General features: G+C 50.4%; 12 protein-coding genes. 3 read left to right on the forward strand and 9 right to left on the reverse strand.

The window, feature by feature from the left end:
- Positions 1 to 59: 59 nt before the first annotated feature.
- The 4 genes from KWJ01_RS18905 to KWJ01_RS18920 form a co-directional block, all read right to left on the reverse strand.
- Entirely contained in the window at positions 60 to 1,397 is a 1,338-nt protein-coding gene (locus KWJ01_RS18905; protein WP_224998600.1) for an MFS transporter, read from the reverse strand.
- A 71-nt stretch (positions 1,398 to 1,468) separates the two neighbouring features.
- Positions 1,469 to 1,756, reverse strand: a complete 288-nt coding sequence (locus KWJ01_RS18910; protein ID WP_224998602.1) for a hypothetical protein — start codon at positions 1,754 to 1,756, stop codon at positions 1,469 to 1,471.
- A gap of 72 nt (positions 1,757 to 1,828) precedes the next feature.
- Complete coding sequence (locus KWJ01_RS18915) at positions 1,829 to 2,128, reverse strand: hypothetical protein (protein WP_224998603.1); 300 nt, start codon at positions 2,126 to 2,128, stop codon at positions 1,829 to 1,831.
- Positions 2,129 to 2,311: 183 nt separating this feature from the next.
- Positions 2,312 to 3,766 (reverse strand): PLP-dependent aminotransferase family protein, encoded by a 1,455-nt coding sequence (locus KWJ01_RS18920; RefSeq protein ID WP_224998605.1) that lies wholly within the window; start codon positions 3,764 to 3,766, stop codon positions 2,312 to 2,314.
- A gap of 114 nt (positions 3,767 to 3,880) precedes the next feature.
- Here KWJ01_RS18920 and KWJ01_RS18925 point away from each other — a divergent pair, with 114 nt between their 5' ends.
- Complete coding sequence (locus KWJ01_RS18925; RefSeq protein ID WP_224998607.1) at positions 3,881 to 4,801, forward strand: EamA family transporter; 921 nt, start codon at positions 3,881 to 3,883, stop codon at positions 4,799 to 4,801.
- Positions 4,802 to 5,169: 368 nt separating this feature from the next.
- A complete protein-coding gene (locus tag KWJ01_RS18930) occupies positions 5,170 to 7,164 on the forward strand; it encodes a T9SS type A sorting domain-containing protein (protein ID WP_224998608.1) in 1,995 nt (664 codons plus the stop codon).
- Positions 7,165 to 7,285: 121 nt separating this feature from the next.
- Here KWJ01_RS18930 and KWJ01_RS18935 read toward each other — a convergent pair whose 3' ends face one another.
- From KWJ01_RS18935 to KWJ01_RS18945, 3 genes are all read right to left on the reverse strand, one after another.
- Positions 7,286 to 8,827 (reverse strand): reverse transcriptase family protein, encoded by a 1,542-nt coding sequence (locus KWJ01_RS18935; RefSeq protein ID WP_224998610.1) that lies wholly within the window; start codon positions 8,825 to 8,827, stop codon positions 7,286 to 7,288.
- A gap of 225 nt (positions 8,828 to 9,052) precedes the next feature.
- A complete protein-coding gene (locus tag KWJ01_RS18940; protein WP_224998611.1) occupies positions 9,053 to 10,702 on the reverse strand; it encodes an SWIM zinc finger family protein in 1,650 nt (549 codons plus the stop codon).
- Complete coding sequence (locus tag KWJ01_RS18945) at positions 10,699 to 13,869, reverse strand: WGR domain-containing protein (protein WP_224998613.1); 3,171 nt, start codon at positions 13,867 to 13,869, stop codon at positions 10,699 to 10,701. The genes KWJ01_RS18940 and KWJ01_RS18945 overlap by 4 nt, the downstream gene beginning before the upstream one ends.
- Positions 13,870 to 14,179: 310 nt before the next feature.
- Here KWJ01_RS18945 and KWJ01_RS18950 point away from each other — a divergent pair, with 310 nt between their 5' ends.
- Positions 14,180 to 15,634 (forward strand): pyridoxal-dependent decarboxylase, encoded by a 1,455-nt coding sequence (locus tag KWJ01_RS18950; protein WP_224998614.1) that lies wholly within the window; start codon positions 14,180 to 14,182, stop codon positions 15,632 to 15,634.
- 137 nt (positions 15,635 to 15,771) lie between these two features.
- Here the strand turns inward: KWJ01_RS18950 and KWJ01_RS18955 are convergent, their stop codons facing one another.
- Together KWJ01_RS18955 and KWJ01_RS18960 are read right to left on the reverse strand one after the other, a co-directional pair.
- Entirely contained in the window at positions 15,772 to 20,463 is a 4,692-nt protein-coding gene (locus KWJ01_RS18955; RefSeq protein WP_224998616.1) for a DUF3320 domain-containing protein, read from the reverse strand.
- Between the two features lie 203 nt (positions 20,464 to 20,666).
- Positions 20,667 to 22,409: a glycosyl hydrolase gene (locus KWJ01_RS18960; RefSeq protein ID WP_224998617.1), complete on the reverse strand. Its 1,743-nt coding sequence runs from the start codon at positions 22,407 to 22,409 to the stop codon at positions 20,667 to 20,669.
- Between the last annotated feature and the right edge of the window lie 213 nt (positions 22,410 to 22,622).

Below are 22,622 nucleotides of genomic sequence, written 5' to 3' on the forward strand. Positions count from 1 at the left end.
TCCAATTGTTGATGTTTTACTACAGCCTGTTAACATCCAGTAATTCCTGGCAAGGGCTTTCAGGCCCTGGCTTGCACCGGCTCAAGTTTAGGAGCAAGCAGCTGGATGAGCACCAGGGCAAGCAGGTAAGCCATGCTGGCAATGATGAATACACTTACATAACTGCCTGTTAAGGAAAGAATGTAACCCACTGCCGTGGAAATAACCATGCCTCCAACAGCCCCGGCCATACCCCCTATGCCAACTACAGAACCCACTGCCTGCCTGGGGAAAAGATCAGATACCAGGGTAAACAGATTTGCCGACCAGCCCTGGTGTGCTGCTGTCGCCAGGCTGATCAAAGCCACCGCCACCCACAGGCTTGAGGTAATTGATGCAAAAAAGATAGGTATGACGGCTAAGGCGCAAACCAGCATGGTAAACTTTCTGGCCAGGTTAATGCTCCAGCCCTTCCTGATCAGGAAAGAAGATAACCAGCCCCCCGCTATACTACCCAGATCGGAGAAAATGTAAATAGCTACCAGGGGAAGCCCTATTTTATCGAGTGTTAAGCCATGGGTTGTGTTTAAGTATTTTGGCAGCCAGTAGAGGTAAAACCACCACACGGGGTCTGTCATAAATTTGGCCAGGGCAAAAGCCCAGGTTTGGCGGTATGGCAACAGCCTGGCCCAGGGTATTTTTTCTTCATGCTCCTGCACATCTGATTGTATGTAGGCCAGCTCCTGCGGGCTTAGGCGCGGGTGTTCCTGGGGCTTTTTGTAGGTCATGAGCCAGAAAGCCAGCCAAACAAACCCCAGAGCCCCTGTAATGATAAAAGCCCATTGCCAGCCCCAGTACAGGGCAATAAAGGGAACAGAAAGCGGGGCAAGTATGGCCCCGATATTAGCACCAGAATTGAAAATACCGATGGCAAATGACCTTTCCTTTTTCGGAAACCACTCCGATACGGTTTTGATGGCAGCAGGGAAGTTACCGGCCTCACCAACCCCAAGGCCAAACCTTGCCAGCCCAAAGCCAAACACCGAGCGGGCAACCGCATGCAGCATGGCCGCAAGGCTCCACAGCACGATTGCAAAAGAAAAACCTTTTTTGGTACCAAACCGGTCCATGATGTGGCCCATGAGCAGAAAGCCCAGTGCATAAGCAAACTGGAAAGCCGTTACAATGTAGCCGTATTCCACCTCAGTCCAACCCATATCGGCCTGCAGCTGTGGTGCCAGAATACCCAGCACCTGACGGTCTATGTAATTTATGGTTGTGGCGAAAAACAACAGCGCACAGATGCGCCAGCGAAAGTTTCCAACTTTCGGACTTGCAGTTTCTGCTACAGCCGGATGCTGCAGCGCCTGTGGCTCTAAAACAACCTGCTTTTTAAAAGGCTCTGTTTCTAGTTTCATGGATTGGGGTGAAGTTAGGTATATGTAATGATCGCCGGGCTGGTTACCGGCGACCAGAAGAAGGCTTAGGCTTACAACAGTTCAATCAGCACAATAGACCTTACCGGGATGATGATGCCAGATTTTAGCATCACATGCTCATCTGTTACAGCTATTACTTCACATTCCACTCCAAACAGTTCTCCACTGCCATTCTTGAAGTAAATGTTAACCGGCTGATGCTCCTGGTGGTGCAGCAGCATTGCCCGTAAAAGATCTTGCTGACGATCAGCTATTTGTACTTTATTGATGAGTACGTCTGTTTTAGCAAACTGCAAAATAGCTGTGTTTGCTATATCTGAAAGGGATATAGATTTCATGGGATAGAAGTATGTAGAATTAAAAAATTACCATTTGTGAATGCTGCTGGAGTGCAGCCAGAATGGTAAAGGCTAAATTCTCAGGATGTGGTAGGAGGCCAGCCGATCTTTTGGCGGCGAGAAAGAAAGAGACTCCGGAAACAACTGGCCAGGGCTTTCGGCTACGTTTTCGTTGCTCAGCAGGAACAACAAACTTACCGCAAGCGGAAACCTGCGCACAGTATGATTTAACTCACTGAATTCAGACCTGGTCTGGAGTATGCCATCGTGTGACTGCCAGTTAACCCCTACTTCTATGAGCTCCTGGCTGTTTTCTGATGCGCGGGCATAGCCTTCAGGAGAAGTTTGTTCTACCTCCTGTGTGCCCAACATAAACAGGTTTAGGAATAAAAACAGGGCGAATATTCCTGAACCTAATAAACGTTTTATCAATCAATAATGCTGTTATACAAATATATAGCAAAATAATTGATCATTGTTAAACGTAATCATAAAATAAAATTTTACCACAGCACATACCCGCCATTACTCCTATGGCGAAATCATGCAGACAGCTTAATCCTTATACTGCTGCTCAACCAGGCTGCCTAACACCTTCATCCCCTTATCGATCTCCGGCGTGTAGGGCATACCAAAGCTGATGCGCATAAAGTTTGTATAGCGGGCATCCGTACTAAAGATCTGCCCGGGCGCAATGCTTATCTTCTGATGCATGGCCTGCTGAAACAGCTCAAAGGCATTTACTGCTTTATTCATCTCCACCCAGAGCACATAGCCACCGCTTGGCCTGCTTACTTTGGTATCAGCCGGAAAATACTCTGCAATAGCCTGTATATAGCGAAGGCACTGGGTATGCAGGGCTTTTCTGAGCTTGCGCAGGTGCAGATCGTAGCGGCCATTCTCAAAAAACAGCCCGATGGCAGCCTGTGTTGGGGTGGCAGAAGAAACAGTATGCATCATTTTAATATTCAGCAACCGCTCTTTGAACCTGCCCGGCAGGCACCAGCCAACGCGGTAACCCGGTGCCAAAGATTTTGAAACAGAGGAACAGAGCAGCACCAGCCCCTCTTTATCGTAGCTCTTGCAGGTACGGGGCCTGGTTCTGCCAAAATAGAGCTCTCCGTAAATATCATCTTCAATCAGGGGAATCTGGTGCTGTGCCAGCAGGGTAACCAGCTGCTTCTTGTTTTCGTCGGGCATGCAGGCACCAAGCGGGTTGATGAAATTAGTAACAAAAAGACAGGCTTTTACCTGTACCTGCTCAATGGCCTGCTCCAGGTAAGGCAAATCAATACCCGTTTCGGGGTGGGTGGGTAATTCCAGCACCTTCAGCCCCAGGCTTTGCATTACGTTAAGAATACCAAAGTAGGTAGGACTCTCAATGGCTACCGTATCGCCGGGCTGTGTAACTGCCTTCAGGCAAAAAAACAAAGCCTCCATACAGCCCTGCGTAGTAACAATATCATCATCAGCCACACGACCGCCCCAGTTAAAGGCATATTTGGCTATTTGCGTCCGTAACCTTTTATTACCCTGAATGTGCTCGTAATTCATACAGCTGTGGGCACTTTGCCGTAATGCCTCTGCCAGGGTTTTACTAAGCTTGGCCTGCGGCAGCAGTTCCAGTCCCGGGGCTGCCAGCGACAGGCGTATGATGCCCTCCTCATCCAGGTTTTCATACACCATGCTAAGCATATCACAGGCACTCACCCTTTGCGGGTCCGGTTGAGAGTCCTGGTGCTTTTCTGTTGGCAGCTGCGGGTACTCCCGCGGTGTAAACTTTACATAGTAGCCTGACTTTGGCCTGGCTTCCACGAGTCCTTTCATTTCCAGGTAAGAGTAAGCCTTAAATGCTGTGCTGATGCTGATGCCCTGCTCCCTGCTTAGTGCCCGCACCGAAACCAGCTTCTCACCTGTTTTCAGCAATCCTTTTTCTATCTGCTCATGCAGCCGCTCTGCTACCTGTAAATAGAGAAACTCATCCTGTTCGGTTATAAGGGTTGTGGCCATGGGCAAATCTGTTATGCACCAAAATATAAATTCTGCATCTGTTTTCAGCTACTGCAGAGTAATAAATTTGTACGACAATAGAAATTAAGGAGCATTAATCTAACCCATGCAGCTATGGGAACAAGTAACACAAAAGCTTATCTGGCGCTGATATTTATCTGTGTTGTGTGGGGCACTACCTACCTGGCGTTGCGCATTGGCGTAGAAGGTTTCCCTCCCTTTCTCTTTTCGGGCATCCGCCAGGCTGTTGCGGGTAGCATGCTACTGCTGTTCCTGCTCCTGTTCAGAAGAAAGTTTGAATGGCGCTGGAAAACCGTTCAGCAGCAGATAGTTCCCGGCATTTTAATGATCGGCTTTGGCAATGGCCTGGTGGGCTGGGCAGAAATGTATATTCCCAGTGGCCTGGCAGCCCTGCTGTGTTCCCTGATGCCGCTGTTTGTAGTCCTCATCAACCTGTCTTCCGAAGGTGCTGCCAAGCTGAACTGGAAGATCATCAGCGGGCTGATGACAGGCCTGCTGGGCATGGCGGTAATTTTCCAGGAAAACCTGCACGACCTGATGAACAGGCAGTACTTCCTTGGTATTCTGTTTACCTGCATAGCTGCTTTCAGCTGGGCGTTTGGCAGCATTCTTAACAAAAGAAGATCAGCAGGTGCCGATCCATTTTACAATGCTTCTCTGCAGATGATCTCCGGAGGGGTATTTATGCTGCTGCTAAGCCTGTTGTTCGATGATCTTAAAGGCGTTTCCATGACGCAGGAGAGTTTTTATGCACTCATCTACCTGATTGTATTTGGCTCCATTGGCGCATTTATTGCCTACCTCTATGCCCTTACCAAGCTGCCTGTGGGGCTGGTATCAGTGTATGCCTATGTAAACCCGCTGGTGGCGGTGCTGCTGGGTTATGTTATCCTGAATGAAAAGCTAAACGAATATACCATTGTTGCCTTTGTACTGATTGTGCTGGGTGTTTACCTGGTAAACTGGGGATACAGATCGCAAACTATTGTAAAAAAGAAGCTAGGGTTTAGCTGATTGGGAGAAACCTTTCATTTTGTAATTACCCATACTTAAGCTTGTCATCATCTTGGAACGGCCTTAGAATTACACTAGGGCCGTTTTTTTTTTGTAACGCAGCCATTGCTCTTTTAACCTGTACCTGTAGTAAGCTTGGGTGCTTTCCATTGATCAGATTTGTACGCTTTAGGAGTACGAATAAGCGCTTAGCCCAAGCGTCTGTGATTCAACACCAATTTTTGCCGCTCAACATAAAAACCATTGCAGCCGGCAGAAGGTAGCCATAATTTTGTCATTGACAAATTTTTTCCCCAGCCCTCGATCTGCAATTCAATTTTTAGATGAATCCCTTTCTCAAGCCCTTACTACTGTGCTTTGCTCTATGCATGCATGCATCAACCTATGCTCAGTCATTCTGGAAAAAATGGGGTATGCAAAGTGCAGAAACAGCCGCTCACTCCAGCATACTGTACCTGCCAGAGCAAAATACCCTGCTGGCAGCTACTTACAACATGGGCATTTTCAAATCTGATAAAAATGCTGCGAATTGGGAGCATGTACTCTTTCTTGCCAAGGACGAACCCATCTTTTGCCTCTTTGAGACCTCCACAGGAACCATACTGGCCGGTGGAGCAGGTGTAATTTACCGTAGTATTACCAATGGAAATAAATGGGAGTTGCTGCCTGTACCGATGCGCGATGTGCAAAAGATTGCGGAAGATGGGGAAGGCACCCTCTATGCTTACTCTTCTGCAGCCGAAGGCATTTATAAATCAGCTGATGGTGGATTAAACTGGCTGCCCTACAATACCGGCCTTGCAGTACTGGATGTAAACGGCTTATTAAGCGATAAAGAGGGGAACGTATTCTGCTCCACCATAGAAGGTGAAACATCAGGAACAGGTGGTTTGTATCAGCTAGATGCGGCCAGCGATAGCTGGAAAAAGAAATCAATCAAGCTTATGCTGGATGGGGAAACGTATACTTTGAAGGTAGTTTCCATTACCAGTATGGCCACCTCAGCCCAGGGAGAAATTATAATATCTGTTGATGGTGTAATCCTGAATTTCAGTTATCCCGGCATTTTGAAAAATACAATTGAAGGAGCTGCCCGGGAAGATTTGTGGCAGCTGGAAACTGAAAATGCAGCATTGGAACAGCCAATGCATACAATGATGGATGAACTTTTTGTAACCAGCAACAGACATATTTTCGGAGGCAGAACCAGTACATCAACTGCAGGCATCTATGCTAAACTCCAGTACATGCCCGACTGGAACTTTTACATAGATGGAATAGACCCTGTTGCCCAGGTAAAAGGAATCTTCTGTGAGTTGGAAGATGGCTCTGTGCTGCTGACCACCACCTTCTCTAACCAACTTTACATAACGCACGAAACCGTAGCAGGCAAAAAAGTACAGCAGATCAGTTTTAAACTGCCTGAAAGAATGAAGCTTTACGAGGAGACAAACCTCGAGGCAAGTGCCACCTCTGGCAAAACTGTGAAGTTCAAAAGTATGAACAGCAACAAAGCGTATATTCAGGGGAATCACCTTAGGGCAACCGGCCTCTATGATGCTGGTGTTAAAGCCTATATAGACGGCGATTCAGAATATTATTATTCAGAAGTGATAAAGCCCCTGTACATCGAAAAAGCAGAAAACATTATAACACTGGAGGGCGTGCGGGACATCACAGACGGAGAAACCATGGAAATCCGGTCTATAGCTTCATCCGGCTTTCCTGCGCAAATACAAATTACAATGGGAACCGCCCGGTTTGAGGGCAACACCCTGGTATATGAGCAGCCAGGGCCAGTGCAGTTTATTGCCACTGAACCTGGCAACGAAACCTATGCTCCAGCCGATCCTTTAACCGTATACTTTTGCATCTTTCCAAAGCAGCCGCAATTTTCTGTAATAGAAAATCCTGTAAACAACAAGATCATGCTAAGATCCGAGCTTGCCAGCGGTAATGTCTGGTACCTGAACGGAAAACCCTTACACTATGGCGGACAGGAGATTGAAGCCACAAATACAGGCCTATACCAGCTACAGCATATGGCAGACGGTTGTGGATCCGAACTATCTGAACCCTACCTGACTACAGGTTTAAATGATAGCCTGGCCTTAGCCTTAACTGTTTATCCGGTTCCCTTCTCTGATAAATTGATGCTGCAACGTAATGAAAGCCTGAAGGGCAGGAAGCTAAGCATTTCTTTGGCAGATACCAGGGGCATCTCCATCATGGAACGCAGCATACCCGAAACTGAAATTTATCAGCTGGAGACAAAAACACTGGCACCGGGCATGTACATGCTCACGGTAAGGGATGAGCAGAAAGTAGCACGGTACAAAATATTTAAGGCCAGTGGGCAATAAGCTTTAGGCTTTACTGGCTTCATTTACCCAAAAGCACCAACTAACACAAGCCAGGCAGCATGTTCTATGCCGGTGTAAGTCATTACATGTTCCTGTGATAGACCATGGAATTGGGCTGCGCCTACCAAAACTTCCACCAGGGCTTCTTTTTAGGAACCTCTGTTGTCTCGGGCGCTGCTTTTTGCACTGGTTTTTTGGCCGGATGTTTAATGATGTGTTTGTAGTGGTACTGCTTCAGGATGGCTTCCACCCGCGCTACCAGGGGCTTACCAAGCTCGGGATTTACCATGGCAATGTAGTGGGCATATCCTTTAATGGTAGCCAGCAGATTATCGCCTGATCCCTGCCAGGTTTTGTCTTTAATCCCATCTTTCTCTATCTGGAAGAGAAGGGCTTTAAAGTTCCTCACCTTTTTACGGCATACGTTTGGCTTCTGGTTTACCACCACACCGGTCACCTCCTGCCGGCTGCCCTTACGCATAACCCGCAGTTTTTCTGGGTGGGTGACAAATCCTTCGTCTTTGATGATCCGGCGGACATTGCCCAGCAGCTTTGTGAGGTTTTCTTTACCCTCGCCCCTGGCAGAAAAGGAAAGGTCGTCAGCATAGCGGGTGTAGGTAAATCCGTATTTCTTCGCCAGGCCTTTCAGGCGCACATCCAGCCTTCGGCAGAGGATGTTGGTCAGGAGCGGACTGGTGGGTGCCCCCTGTGGCAGGTGGCGCTCCCCGCTGGCAATGTAATAGGTCCTTCCATCCATTTCCACTTCCGTGATGTCTGGTTCGGTACAGATGAGACCAAATATAGAGGCAAACTTTTCGGAATAACCCAGCGAACGGAACACGCCTTTGATCCGCTTATAGCTAACGGTGGGAAAGAAATCCTTGAGATCGAGGTTTACCAGCAAGTCTGGCTGCAGGTGCGGGCTGGCATTGGATACGATAGACTTATTCAGCACAAATCCATGAGCCGCCTCATGCACTTTCACATTCTCCAGGATGTTGGTCAGGATCCATTTCTGGGCCTGCTTTAGCCGGGGCATGGGCGCCGAGATCATACGCTTGCCCCCTGTTTTCTTCTGAATATAGAAGCGCTTGTAATGCGAAACCTTGCTTACTTCCCGGTTGTAGGCCAGAAAGCGCAGGGCAGCCACCTCTGTTTCCATGGCCGCAGCCAGGGCTTCTGTATCCTTAAAAGTGGGCAGGCCATTTAGTTTCAGCTTTGCCTCATCATCATCAGTGCCTGCCAAACCTGCCGATACTCCATCGCCCAGGTAGGAGATCTCCTTTTCTTTTTGGGCTTTCCATGCTGCTGCTCTTTGCAGTCGCTCCTGCTTACGCCGCTCTTTATTCTGCTGTTGCTTCTGGCGAGAGGCCTGCATGCGCTGCTGGCGAATCTCTTTGAGCATCTGCTCCCGGTCTGTATTCTGGCGCTGCTGCACCAGCATATCGGCGAGCTCTCGGCTAAGTTCCCCTTCCCGCCTGATCAGCTGTTCGGGCAGTGAGGGCGCACCTTCGCCATCGGGCCAGAAGCCCAGCTTTTTCATCTCCTCCAGCACTACCTCCTCACGGGAGCTCTGGCGGATACGGTCGTATAATTGCTGGCGGGTTGGTTTTGACTGGTCGGCCATATAAAGAAAAAGCAGCAGCAGGCTTACTTCGTACACTCACAGGACTGGAGTGTTCAACTCAAGCAACCCGCCTTAGCATACGTATTTCACATCTCCGATGTGGCACCGGAAATGCGTATGCTAAGGCAGGGTTGCACCGTTAAGAACGCGCCAGTGACGCGTTGCATTGCTGTATGCCGGAGTGGCGATCCGCCACTCAGATTGCAAGTCTTATTGCCTGCTGCTGCCTGGTTTTAAAGTTAATATTATTCTGTTGTTCTCTTAATATTTTTCTACTGCTTTTTGCCCCCAGCGCATGCGCAGGGCCAGCATATGCTCACAGGGGCCCTTAAAGAGCTTATTCTGCTGATAAAAATTGCAGGTACAAGTAGGTTGCACCAGCCGCTCGTCCCTGTCGATGGTAATAACAGGCTCATACTCGCGCCCCTTGTCTTCTACCCTTCCCTTAATTTTTGTCCCTGTTGCTTGCTGGTCAACCTGCCCCAGCTTTACCCTGTTGGTCTTCAGAAAGAAATGCGCAAACTCCTCCCTTATGCTGGCAAAGCGCAGCTCTGCTACCGGCAGTTCCTCCCGCCGTAGTTCCCTGATGCGATAAACGCCTTTGTGCATATCGTAGATGGCCCGCCCGGCCTGTACAAAAGCGGTGAGGGCCCCCAGCACCAGGCTTTTATCCAGTTGCAGGCGCCCCGCCAGCGAGTCGGCACTCTCCTGCCAGTTTTCCTTAAGGGCCCGGTATACCTGCTGCTGGGTGATGGCATCTACTTCCCGCCGTGGTGCAAGCAGGTCGAAGTTGCCAAGCCGCGACCAGTCGTTGGCCGTCCAGCCGGAAAGGCCAAGGGTAAATTGCATATCGCCCAGGTCGGCCTCGTAGAAAGATGGCATGCCCGTACCGAGCAAGGTAACGCTAAAGCGCTTTGCCACTGGCAGCAAGCGCTCCAGGATCAGGAGACGCCTTCTGCCCCATATCCTTATCTCATCGGGCTCATGGCCGGTGTAGGGAGAGCGCTCGCACACCACCTCGTAATTCCAGGGCTCAAACACTACCTTTATGGGCAGACCTGGGGTAAGGTGAAAACGCATGGCCCGCGGCCCTTCTTTTTCCTTATGCCGCTTGAGGATAAATAGCAGGTTGTGCATATCCATAGGGTGCAGCGAAAGCGTTCTGGCGGGCATGGTCATGGCAGAACTGACCTGCAGAAAACCACGCACCCAGGAGTCGGGCAGGTCTATTTTCACCTCCCGGTAGCCATCGTCCTGTCCCGTTTGCACCTCAAAGCCCGAAGGATCTATTTTAAACTCTGTTTCCTTATAGGTCCTGATCTTCTGGAACTGCTCATAAAGAGCCGAGGAGTAATCGATGTTGGTAGTACCGCATTTAAACTCATCGATATTCTTGAACACCTCATAGCCACAGCTAAGCTTGCCGTAAGAAGATTCGTCCTGGCTGAAACATTCAAAAAAGACCTCGTCGGGATGTACACTGATTACCGGGTCGAGCACCACCCACATATCCCGGTCGCGCTCGTAGATGTAGTTGAAATACTTGCGCCTTGCTTTATAAAAGGGGCCCATGATGGCATCGCGCTGCTCCCGAAGGTCCTGCAACTCCCGGGTTTTCAGGTCTATCTGCTGTTTTAGCGCCTGTTTTTGTGCCAGGGCTTCGGCCAGCCAGAGCGGTTCCTGCTCGGCCAGCCATGCTTTGTACTCGCTGCGCTCCCTGGGCTTAAAGCGCAGGTCAGATACCACCACCTCATGCAGGGCCGAAATTGCCTCCCGGAACGACAGGTGCTTGTTGAGCTGGCCAATAAAATAAGTAGGCTCCCGCAGGGTATCGGGGGCAAAGCTTACGCCTACGGCAGCTGAGCTGCTGTTTACCCTGGTTTCTCCCCCATAGCGGTAGTTGAATATCATACAGTTTTAGGTTCTTTGATGGAAACAGGAGAATCCAGCCCTGGATATCTCTTTTTCATTTCGGCCAGCAGCTGCAGGCAGCGCGCTTTATCGCGCAGGGCAATGGTAATGGAGATACGGGAAATCAGGGGCACCACTATAACGGCTACCGCTTCGCTGGCCAGGGCCTCCTGCTGCAGAAAATCAAACACCCTCTCTTTGGCTACCCGCCCGCTGTTTACCTGCGAGAGCACAGCTGTAAAATAATATTCCAGCGCCTCGATACGACGGGGTTGTCCGGCGGCATATTGCTTCAGGTAATTAGTTACATACAACTGAAGCCTTGTATTTGGGTGCTGGCTTAGCTTAAGCATATACTCCACACCATCCTCCTCCTGAAAATACCTGTTGATGAGGCGAAGTCCCCATTGCTGCACTTCTTCCCGCTTATGATCACAGACGCTCACCAGCAGGGCCGGGGTCCAGTCTTCAGCTTTGAAGTAAGTTTCCAGGTACTGCTTTGTAAACAGCCAGGTATCGTCCCAGGGAGCATCCAGCAGCTTAAGCGTTGCTTCACGCTCGTAACGTGCCTGCTCTACATGGCTTTCGAAATAGGCCCTGGCGAGTTGGCGCAGCTCCAGCAACTCATGGTTTGCGAGGGCAGCAATCCGCTCCAGGGGCACATCTTCCAGCCTTAGGTGCTGCTGTAACAGCTGAGTACCCAGCAGATGAGCGGCCCTAAAGCGGGCATCGATCAGCTTCCAGACTTTATCTTCCGGAATTTCCTTGAAATAAGGCAGTAAGGACTCCTGAAACAGGACCAGCAGATCGGCATGGATGCCTTCATGGCTCTCTTTCTGCCAGAATAGTGGTAAAAGCAACAGCAGCAGTTCCCTCCCAAACTCGCTGCGGTACTGCACCAGTTTTGCCACAATGGGCATTACCTGCTGGCGCACCTCCGGGTGAACGGAAAGGCAAAAGCTCACCAGCACCTCACGCCGCTCATAAAGAATATAATTGGTAAGCTGCCCAAACAGATTTACTCCCAGGGCACGTACAGATGCATATGAGCTTGTCAGCAGTACCTCAAACAGGCCGGCTGGCAGTTCCTCGGCCCTGGTACGATGGCGCAGCAATATTTTTACCCCAAGGGCCTGCATAGCCTCCAGCGGGTGCGAGAGTAGCAGCTGTACCTGCATAAGAGAAGCTTCTTTTAACACCTCCGGGAACAGGATCAGCAGGAGATCCGCTACCTGACTTACCCAGGCATTGGCTGTAGCAACCTCTGCATCCGGTGGCACCAGCACTGGCAGTTGCTGCAGCACATCTTCCACAATGCCCCTGGCAAGGGTAGTGGAAAACAGGTTAGGACTTAAATTATCTTTTGTCCACTGGCCAACCGCAGGCTGCTTTGCCAGCAGCAGCCTCACTACATTTTCTTTTTCCTGCAGCAACTTTCTTCTGGCAGCCTGCAGCCAGCTAATGCCAAGCGCCTGCGCCTCCAGTAGCTTACAGTTGAGCAGGGCAAAAAGAAGTTCTACATCGGGATTGTCAGGATCGTAGCGTTCCCTGGCCAGTTCAAGTCCCAGCTCATGGCTTTCGGGGTAAACCTTGTTGAGCAGATCCAGTACCAGCGCAGGAGAGGTATAATCTTTTGCATGTGGGTTAGCCCTGAAGGCTTTCACTGCAAATGTATTTACCGGCTGGCACTGGTTTGCCTGCAACAGCACCACAAGATCCTGTGGTGCAGCATCCCAGAGGGCCGGAAACGCCTCTTCCCGCTGGGCCGCACCCGGCTGGGCCGCACCCGGCTGGGCAGTGCCAGCTGGAGCTACAGGGGAACCTTCCGGCAGGTGTGTTGCCCGGTAGCGCAGCTTAAGGGTTCTGGCCGGCAGCTCGAAGCGCTGGCTGTTGCGGTACAGCAGCAGGTTCAGGAGCGGATACTGCCAGAAGGGAGGATAATGGATGGTGAGCAGGGTACTTCTGCGCGTCTGGGGATCATAGTCGTAGGTGTAGGTTTGGCTGGGCCCCTTGTTATCGGCATCTGTAAACTGTAGCAGCAAATCCCGGGCAAAAGCAGTATAGCTACTATCGCCTGCCTCACCCATGCGTGTAAAGAGGCGAAGTGCCCTTTTCTGAAGATACTTCCTTGTTTTGTCGGAATACGCAGCCCTGGAATTATCTTTCTTCAGCTCAGTATCGATATGCCGGATGTACTCACCCTCCACCAGAGCGCCACCACCCCAGCGGCTCTTCTTGAAATAGCTTTGATTTTTATCAATGCGGGCATTGATCACCCCCCACACCCTGGTATCATCCAATAGCTCACTTGCTTTCAGCAGGTAGCGGATCTGCTGAAAATAGGGCGGCCGGAAAGGCAGCGTTTGCAAAACAAGCTGGAGTACAGGGCTTACAAAAGAGTGCTTACGCGAAAGCAGGTAAATGGTAAATAAGAAATCGGGCTGCCGGCTCCTAAGCTCGTAAAGCAATTCATTGAGCCCCTCCAGCAGGGCCGAAGCATTTTTGTTCCGAAGAGCTTCCCGCAGGGTAGAAGGCAGCCTGCCCATCAGCTCATCATCCAGTGCATTCTGAGCCGCAGGGGTACCGGCTTTGCTGAGGGCTACGGTGGCAATTCGTGCAATTTTCGGCTCGGTGCTGCGCCTAAGCTCCATTAGCTTATCGGTAGCGAGGGGACCTGCACAGCGCCCCAGGCTCCAGGCCAGGGCATAATTAAAAAATTCATCCTTATGCCGGGGAAGGTTTAGCAGGTAGGGTTCTGCTTCTTTCAACCTCAGCTCACCGGCACGCCAGACCAGACGGGAGAGTTTCCAGTGATCGTCCTGCCACCTGCCCTGGGCAGCAATGCGCAGGTATTCCAGTACTTTTACTGCCTGCTCCTGCCCTGTGGCTGCTCCCTTAAGTGTTGAATGATGAATTGCTCCTGCACTGCCTGCAGACTGGTATCCCTTATCGGTCTTTTCTTTCAGCAGCTTTTCATATACCTTTTCTGCTTCTGCCAGCGAAACGGGAAAAATGGTTTTGGTACCCTCCCGCAAAGCAGTGCCCCGTCTGCCGTAGCGGAAATTCACTACATATTCTCCTGCCCCTACTTCCTGCAGCTCAAGCTCGTAAACTTTATCTGAATTGCCTTCCCTGAAATAGAGCAAGGCCTCTTTGACTATCTGCACCGGCTATTTCTTTAGGTTTAAAATCTAAAAGATTTTGGAAGCAAATGAAAGCCAACACATGAGATTATGGAAAGAATCCGGTTTTTTGTGAACACAATGCCACAAACTGTTATGCTCTAATTTTCAAAAAGTACATCTGTTCTTTCTTTATTTTTATTTTGAATTTTGTGCAAGGATTTGAAGCAGCCAGTGGTGCAGAATTTCAGAATAGATTTTTTCCCAATAAACCATAGACAGCTAGGTTTGAACCTTACAGCTGCTTGACACCCAGAACAATATAACTAGTAATTTTTTTACTGATCAGAAGATCATGCAAAACACCTCATCCATGACAACAGCTGCCCCTACCAGCCTTGATGACAATTCTGTAAACAACATGCTCCTGCACGATTCAGCCAATATAGAGGAGCTGTTTCGGCAGCTAAGCAGCATTGCAGCCAATTATCTAACTAACATCCATGAGCATCCTACCAGCCTGAAAGAGGTCCCTCCTATATCACTAAGCCTGCCAGAGAATGGCCCGGGAGCAGCAGAAGCTACACAGCTATTCCTGCAGCAGATCAAACCATTACTCCTGGCAGCCTCGGGTCCCCGCTATTTTGGTTTTGTAACCGGCGGCGGTACACCTGCTGCTATTGCCGGCGACTGGCTCACAGCTGTTTTTGATCAGAATACCCAATACACCCATGGTAAAGGCGATGCCTCGGCAGCCGTTGAGCAGCAGACCATCCAAATGCTACTGGATCTTTTTGGGCTTCCGCAGCATTTTAACGGTGGCTTTGTAACAGGGGCCACCCTCTCTAACTTCACCTCCCTGGCTGTTGCCCGCCAATGGATCGGGCATCAATATCAGAAAGACATTGCACGGGAGGGCCTGCAGCTTCCTGTAAAGGTGTATGCGGCAGTGCCTCACTCCTCTTCGCTCAAAGCCCTGGCCATGCTGGGCATAGGCAGCAGTCAGGTACAGCTGGTGCCTACCCTGCCCGATCGAGAAGCCATTGATATGAATGCCTTGGAAAGCCTGCTCACATCTGCACCAGAGGAGCCCTTTATCCTGATCTCCAGTGGTGGCACCGTTAATACAGTAGATTACGATGACCTGGCAGCCATTGTAAGGCTAAAAGAAAAGTACCGCTTCTGGTGGCATATAGATGCTGCTTTTGGTGGATTTGCCGCCCTATCGCCCCAATACCGCCACCTGCTGGAAGGGTGGCAAGGCGCCGACAGCATTACTGTGGACTGCCACAAATGGCTGAACGTACCCTATGATAGCGCCCTGTATTTTACCCGAAAGGAGCATGCCCTGCTGCAAACACAAACATTCCAGAACTCCAATGCCCCTTACCTGGGAGACCCCATGGAAAATTTCTCCTATGGTAACTTTGGACCCGAGAATTCCAGGCGGTTCAGAGCCCTGCCGGTATGGTTTACGCTGATGGCCTACGGAAAGCAGGGCTATCAGCAAATTGTAGAAACCAACATAGCGCAGGCCAGGCAGCTGGGAAAGGCGCTCGTAGCCTCTGGCTGTTATAAACTTTTAGCACCCGTACGGCTAAATGTGGTTTGCTTTACCACAAGCGAAGAAAAGGGCCGTAACGAAAAGCTAAAACAAATACTGGAGAAGCTCTATGCAGGCGGCAAAGTGTTTGTGACGCCTACAGTTTACAAAGGCACCCCCGGCTTAAGGGCAGCCCTGGTAAACTGGCGCACCACCGAAAAGGATATTCAGATTGCTGTGGATGAGCTGGTGCGGGCTTGTTCCTAAGTCTCCAAAACTTTGACTGCACCCCTCCGGGCCCTGGGCTAAGTATCTTTATCTATTTACTTCTCCAGAACAAAAAGATTTGCATAACCAGCCCAGGACTTCAGTCCTGGCTATGCTCCGCTCAACCAGACTTCAGCCTAAACTACTTTATCAGGCATCCTTAGCCAATCCCCATCCTGCACAATTTTGCCTTCCCGGATCGACTGATCTATCGCCTGCAGAAGTTCCTGTTTCATGTCTTCAGTTACTCTTGAAAAGCCGAAGAGCCTGGCGATGAGCGGAACTGCCTCCTCAGGCTGGATGGCAACGGAGGCTTTCACCACCTTTTCCACTGCCAGGCTTATTTCTTCGGGAGCAATGAATTTAAGCTTCTTAGAGCCTGATGGAAAGCTGCTTCGATCCCTGATGGGTGGCTCCTGCATCTGTGGGTGCCATAGAAAATCGCCCCTGCTGATGATCTCTCCCTTTTCATGCGCATAGGCTAGTGCTTCCTGCAGGCTTTGCCTGATCCTGGGTCCTACGCGGGTAATTTTTGCAGCCTCTACCATCCGCCTGGCTGCCTCCTCGAAATGCACAGGACTTTCTGTTTCCACCAGCCTGCTCAACCAGCCGGCAAGCTTTTCCAGCGGATAAAGATGGAGCTCCTGTGCTGCTATTTCAGCAGGCAGGCTGGCATAGGTGTAGGCTGGCACTTCTGTCGTACCGGGTCTCTCCCCTTCTTCTCTTAGAAATACATGAGTTGCTGGCTGCTCGTCCTGCCCAGCTTCCTCATCGTCCAGGGCTGACATGCTGCGGGCGGCTTCAATGGCAGCTACCACTCTTTTCAGTTCGCGCTCCGGGTTGCGGAACCAGTCGGTACTCCAGATGCGGTGAATTCGCCAGCCTATGTTTTCCAGCACCTGCTGCCGCAGCCTGTCGCGGTCGCGGGCAGAGCGGGCGGAGTGGTAGGCGGCGCCGTCACATTCAATGCCCAGCAGGTACCTGCCGGGGTGTTCGGGATCTACAATGGCCAGATCGATGTAAAAACCCTGGGAGCCCACCTGCTTTCTAACAGAATAACCGAGGCGCTCCAGCTGGAGGGCTACATTTTCTTCGAAGGGACTCTCGGCTGCTCTGCCGCTTTCTTCGGCAAAATTCAGCTTGCCATGCTGGGCATAGTAGAGAAAGTTTTTTAGTGCCCTGATGCCCACACTCTTTGTGCGCCCGGTATCTATATCATCTGCCGTGATGTTGGTGAACACCTCGCAACGCAGCTTTGCCCTGGTGATAAGAACGTTAAGGCGCCGCTCGCCTCCTTCGTTGTTCAGAGGCCCGAACGACATGCTCACATAACCCTCGCTGGTGCGGCCATAACCAATGCTGATGTAGATGACATCCCGTTCGTCGCCCTGCACGTTCTCAAGGTTCTTTACAAAAAACGGCTCGTGGGGATGTTTCTGGAAAAATTCCTCCAGCTCAGGATGCTTACGCCTTCTTACCTCAAGCTCCTGCTGAATGGCCTGCATCTGAGAAGTACTGAAAGCAACTACTCCCAATGTACGATGTGGCGTATTAAGCGCGTGGGCCATCACGGCATCAGCTACAGCAGAAGCTTCCTGTGGGTTGGTGCGGGTTTTGCCCCTGTCGTAAGCAGTATCCTTCAGGTGATGAAATACCAGCCCCATGCGGTCTTTAGCCCCGGGGCTGGGAAAGATCACCAGCTTGTTTTCATAAAATTCGTGATTGGAAAGGCTGATGAGCGACTCGTGCCGGCTGCGATAGTGCCAGCGCAACATCCGCTGGGGTGCTCCCTGGGCATCGCACATACCCAGGATACTTTGCAGATCAGCAGTAACGTTTTCTTCGTCCTCCACTTCTTTGGTAAGCGAATCGAAAAAGCTGGTAGGGGGCAGCTGTTTGGTATCGCCCACCACCACCAGTTGCTTTGCTCTTAAAATAGCCCCAAGCGCCTCCACCGGCCGCACCTGGCTGGCCTCATCAAAAATTACCAGATCGAACTCCATACTACCCGGGGGCAGGAAGTTGGCAATGGAAAGGGGGCTCATCATAAACACCGGCTTGATTGCCTGAATAGCCAGCCCAGCCTCCCGCATTAGCTTGCGGATGGGCATGTGGCGGGCCTTTTTGTTAAACTCGGTGCGCAGGATGTTAACCTGTCCGCCGGCCTCCAGCCGCGGAATATTCTCCCAATGCCGGGAAGCGGCTCTTGCACGGTTATACTGAAGGTTCAGCAGGTCCAGGCGCTGAAAATGTTTAACTGCCTCCTCGTGGCTGCTGCGTTCAAATTTACGCAGGGCCGGTGCTTCCGTTATTGCCTGCTCCAGCAAATACTCGTACCAGGCTTTTTGCAGGCTGAACTTCAGGTAATCTTTGGCAATAGGCCAATGAATGGATGCCTCTGCCAGGCCAGAGAAGCCTTCTTCGGCAGCTGTTTCTGCCAGGTTATTCCAGGATACTACCTGGTGAATCTCGGGCAGATGCGCAACCCAGTCGCTGATTAACGCCAGTTGTTGCACAAAGGGCTGTAGCAAGAGTGTGGATCCGGCAAAGCGTAAGTTTTCGTCAAGCGCTGTTTTCCTCACTACTTCCTGGATTTCTGCCTCATGCTCCCCCAGCCTGTCGCCAAGCAAATGGTAGTGTTTTTTAGCAACTGCAGCATCCGGGTTAGCTCCTGTATATTCCAGAATCTCCACAGGCCATTTCCGGTTCCTGATCTTTTGGTGCAGCTCTGCCAGGTAATGGGCAGCGGCAGCCAGGGCGGCCCAGTCTGACTTTAGTTTTTGCCAGCGCCTGCCAAAAATGCGTGCAGCCAGGTTTTCGTGTTTAGCCAGCTGGTGGCTAAGCTGCTTTGCCTCCAGGATACTATCCACCCATTTAAGCCTGGTTTCTACATCTTTTGGCAATGCTGTTTTTAGCAAACCAGCCAGCTGTTTGTTGCTCCTGCGGTAATCACCTACGATGAATTTGTACCACTTATCGCCCCACGCCAGCAGGTTCTGCCGGATCTCCAGCACATTTTGCTCCCATGCTTCGGCAATAAATATATCCTGGTACTGCTGGTGCAGTGCTGCCAAGCGCCTGCCCGTTTGCAGCAGCTCTGTTATATCTGCCGATTGGAACATCCAAGCATCTTCGGCTACAGCCAGCTCGCTTAGATCGGGTTGCCGGGAAAGAATTTCTGCAATGTCCAGCAGCTTCAGGCTATCCCTTCTGTCGGTGGGGGGTGTGAGTCCGAAGCTTTCTGCAGCTGCTGTGCTCTGCTGCCTGAGGTTTTCAACAGCCTGCTCTGCCCCCTGCAACAGCTGCTGTAAACGCTCCTGCCCGTGGGGTAACAACACTTTTAAACCACTGCCCCAGAAGCGAAGCTTAGCCGGTGTGCCAATGTCTTTTAACCGGGCCTGGATACGATCTGCCATCGCCTCCGCCTTTCGCATGGTTCCGCCATCCCAGCTGCGCAGATGAGGGAGTGGTATTTGCTGCAAAGAAACGCTTTTGATCTTTTCGGCCAGCTGCAACAAGTGCCCCTTTACCTGGTAGGGCGTAAGACCGCTTTGTCCCACCTCTGTATTTAAGGCACTGCTGTAGTTATTAAGCTCTGTCCGGTAATCTTCCAGCAGGGCTACCTCCTGCTCCAGATGCTGCAGGGCAGGCTTCCCTAACTCCAGCACACGCCTAAGCTCCTCGTGCAGCACCTTTTTATTGGCTTTATGGCTATGCAGCTCCAGGCATGCTTCTCCCAGGTTAATGGTATCCAGGCGGCGCTTTACCACCTCCAGGGCAGCCATTTTTTCAGAAACAAACAATACCTTCTTCCCCTGCCCGATGGCGTTGGCTATGATGTTGGTAATGGTTTGCGACTTACCGGTACCGGGAGGACCCTGGATCACCAGGTTGCGACCTTCATGCACCGCCAGCATGGCCAGCACCTGTGTGCTGTCGGCGTCTACTGCCTGGAACAGCTGGTTTGCTTCGGTTTCATCATCCAGGAAAGCATCTTCCGGAACGGATGGTGGTGGCTCGCTGAAGCCTTCATGGAACAGCGCCTGTAGTACCGCATGCTCGGCTGGTTTACTGCCTTCGGGCCATTTGGCATTATCCAGATCGTGGTAGATCATGAACTTGCCAAAAGAAAAGAAACCCAGTTCAATAGAATCCTGCTCTACCTTCCAGCTAGGCTGATGGCCCACGGCTTCCTCTATCTCTTTGAAATATTTATCGAGGCTAAAATCATCGCCCTCGGGCAAATCAGGCACTGCAATCCCAAACTCTGCTTTTAGCTTTGCCTGCAGTGAAAGGTTTCCCTCCAATTCTGCCAGGGTATAGCGGGTGCGAAAGCGCTCCCTGGCCGTGTGGCGCTCCAGCGAAACGGGAACCAGCAGCAGGGGCGCAAGCCGCACCTCCTCACTGCCAGGGCTTTCGTACCAGTGCAGTTTACCCAGGGCTATGTAAAGAATGTTCACACCCTGCTCTTCCAGGCTGGTTCGGGCAGCATAATAGGTGTTCAGCAGCTTGTTCTGAAGCGATAGCTCTGTTTCTTCTGTCTGGAGCCTTGTATCAGCATAGGCCTGCTCCAGGGCATCTGCAGGTTCCAGGTATTCCAGCCCGGCCTCTTCACCTTCTTTAGCCGCACCCTCCGCTTTTTTCCTGGGCAGAAAAGTCATGGCCTTTCCCTGCTTTACCAGTATATCATAGATGCAGGCAGACTTTTCCTGTACAATATGCAGGCCTCTGCTTTTAGAGCCCCGGTAGTTCAGCAACGGATTCCTTAGCCCCAGGTCGAGCAGTTCTTTGCGGGAGGCCTCCAGGCGCGATAAGATTGTTTCCTGCATAGGATAACTTCAGTGAGTAGGCAATTATGGTGTAAAACCTGCTGCCGTTAAGGCAAAGCAGGCTGTTGGAGTTATAAGGGCGAAAGTACCCTTAATTCAGTGGGGAAAGATAAAAATTCTGATTGTATCCCCTCTTATTTTTCACCATAAAAACCAGCAGGTTCTGCCCTGCTACCGAGAAAGGGCCAGCTGCAGCTGTATGTTTACTCCTCCGCGACCAGGCTCTCTGCAAAGCTGTTGAACGACGCTTCTGACACACTCCAGTCGGGTGCTTTTATTTCTCCCCAGGCATTGGGAGAATCATGCAGGTTAAAATAGCATACCCCCACCACAGCGGGGTTGGACTTTATTGTTTTTGTAGCACCTTTCAGCCAGCGTTCTTGGTAATCATCTGGCCCCTTTACACCAAACTCTGTAATAAAGATAGGTTTATCGACAAAGCGCATCCGGTAAAACTTTCGCTGAAAGATTTGTTGAAACGACTCCTGTTTCCGATGATCAGTAATATTTTTATCGGGTAGTCCATAAATGGCTATGCTGATGTAATCAACATACTCGTCTCCCGGCCACCACTCCAGTGAACCACGGTCGCCGGCGGGTCCCCATACAATGCGGATGTTACTGGCCAGCGGTGCGCCAAAGTCTACAAAGTAGCGAAATGCCTTGATGTACTGCACAGGATCTTTACTTTGCCACTGGTACCTGGTGATGGGAATTTCCATTTCATGGGCCCATCTTAAATATACTGTACTGCCTGCATCTGAAATGGTCGCATACAGCTCCTGCAGTACATCATCATAATCTCCCCTAAGGGTCTTTTCCAAAACATTGGGCCCGCCTTCTGCCACTGTTGTATCCTTGGGCTCCATGGTAACAATCACATCATGCTTGCGGGAAACCACCTCATTGAAAATTTTACGAAAGCTACCGCTCCTGACCTCCTCTATATCTGTAAAAATATGTTCTACCGATACTGCGCTGTGGTCGGTTAATGCCAGTTCAGGATCGTATACTCCCAGCATCAGGCCCTTTGCTGCCTCTTTCTTCTCTCCCGCTGTGTAATCAGCAGCTAAGGTAACCGAACCAGGCCTCGATGCACTGTTATGCACTGCAGCATTCAGGTACTGGCGAATGCTATCAACATCAACTTTAAATATTTCAGGGTTGTACTCTTCCTTATTTACCTTATCAGTAACCATGATCAGTGCAGGCTTGTTGGCAAATCTTAACCTGTGCAGTTTACGCCTGATGATGTTTGTAACAGAACTGTCTTTAGGGTAAACATCGGTAAGCTCTTCTGATTGCGCCCTGATGGTAAGACTTACAACATCTACAAAATCACCCCCGGGCCAGTATTCCATTGCACCCGGATAGCCTGCAGGGCCCCATACAATTTTAGATGCCGGTGCAGTTTGTTTACATAGCCCTGCGAAATGACGAAAACCCCTGATGTACACCAGCGGGGACTGGTTTTGCCAGGGATACAATTCTACCGGCACCTCCATTTCAGGATTCAGTCGCAGATAAGTAAGTCCCTGCCTGTTAGCTATTGCGGCACATAACTGTTTGATCTTTTTATCATACCGGCCTTCGGATATTGCCTTCCAGGTAGCTTTATAAGCCCCTTTTTTACGAGTACCGGGCCATATTTCTACAGTTAACAGCAGATCTCCATCTTCGGCCAGGGCTTCTTCCAGCTCCTGCGAGGGCTCCCATGCTCCCAAATTATTCCATTTAACTGCATAATGCCTGATCTCCTGCACCTTATTTTCTGCAGCACTCTGATGCTGATGAAAATAGGCAAGCACAGGTTCTGCAAACCTTGCCTCAACCCTATCCTCTGCGGGTATCACATAGTTTATCAGATCATAATACAACACTAAAAAACCCAAGCCCACCAACACTACCCCTGCAATCAAAACACCAAAGATCCTGCTCAACTTCATTCTACTTTTCTGTTATCTGCAAATTTTAAGATGATTCAAAACCCATTAAAATACTGCTACCGGCTGGTGGTTAGCATTGGTACCTGATGTTGCCGCTCCATAGTATCTGTACATAAAGCTGCATGAGCAACTAAGGCTTTGACTGTGTTTTATCTTTTAACAGAATCCTTAACAATACTCCTTATGACAATTGTTTTGGATTACTTTATAAAA

The organism is Cesiribacter sp. SM1 (assembly GCF_020178975.1).
GTDB lineage: Bacteria > Bacteroidota > Bacteroidia > Cytophagales > Cyclobacteriaceae > Cesiribacter.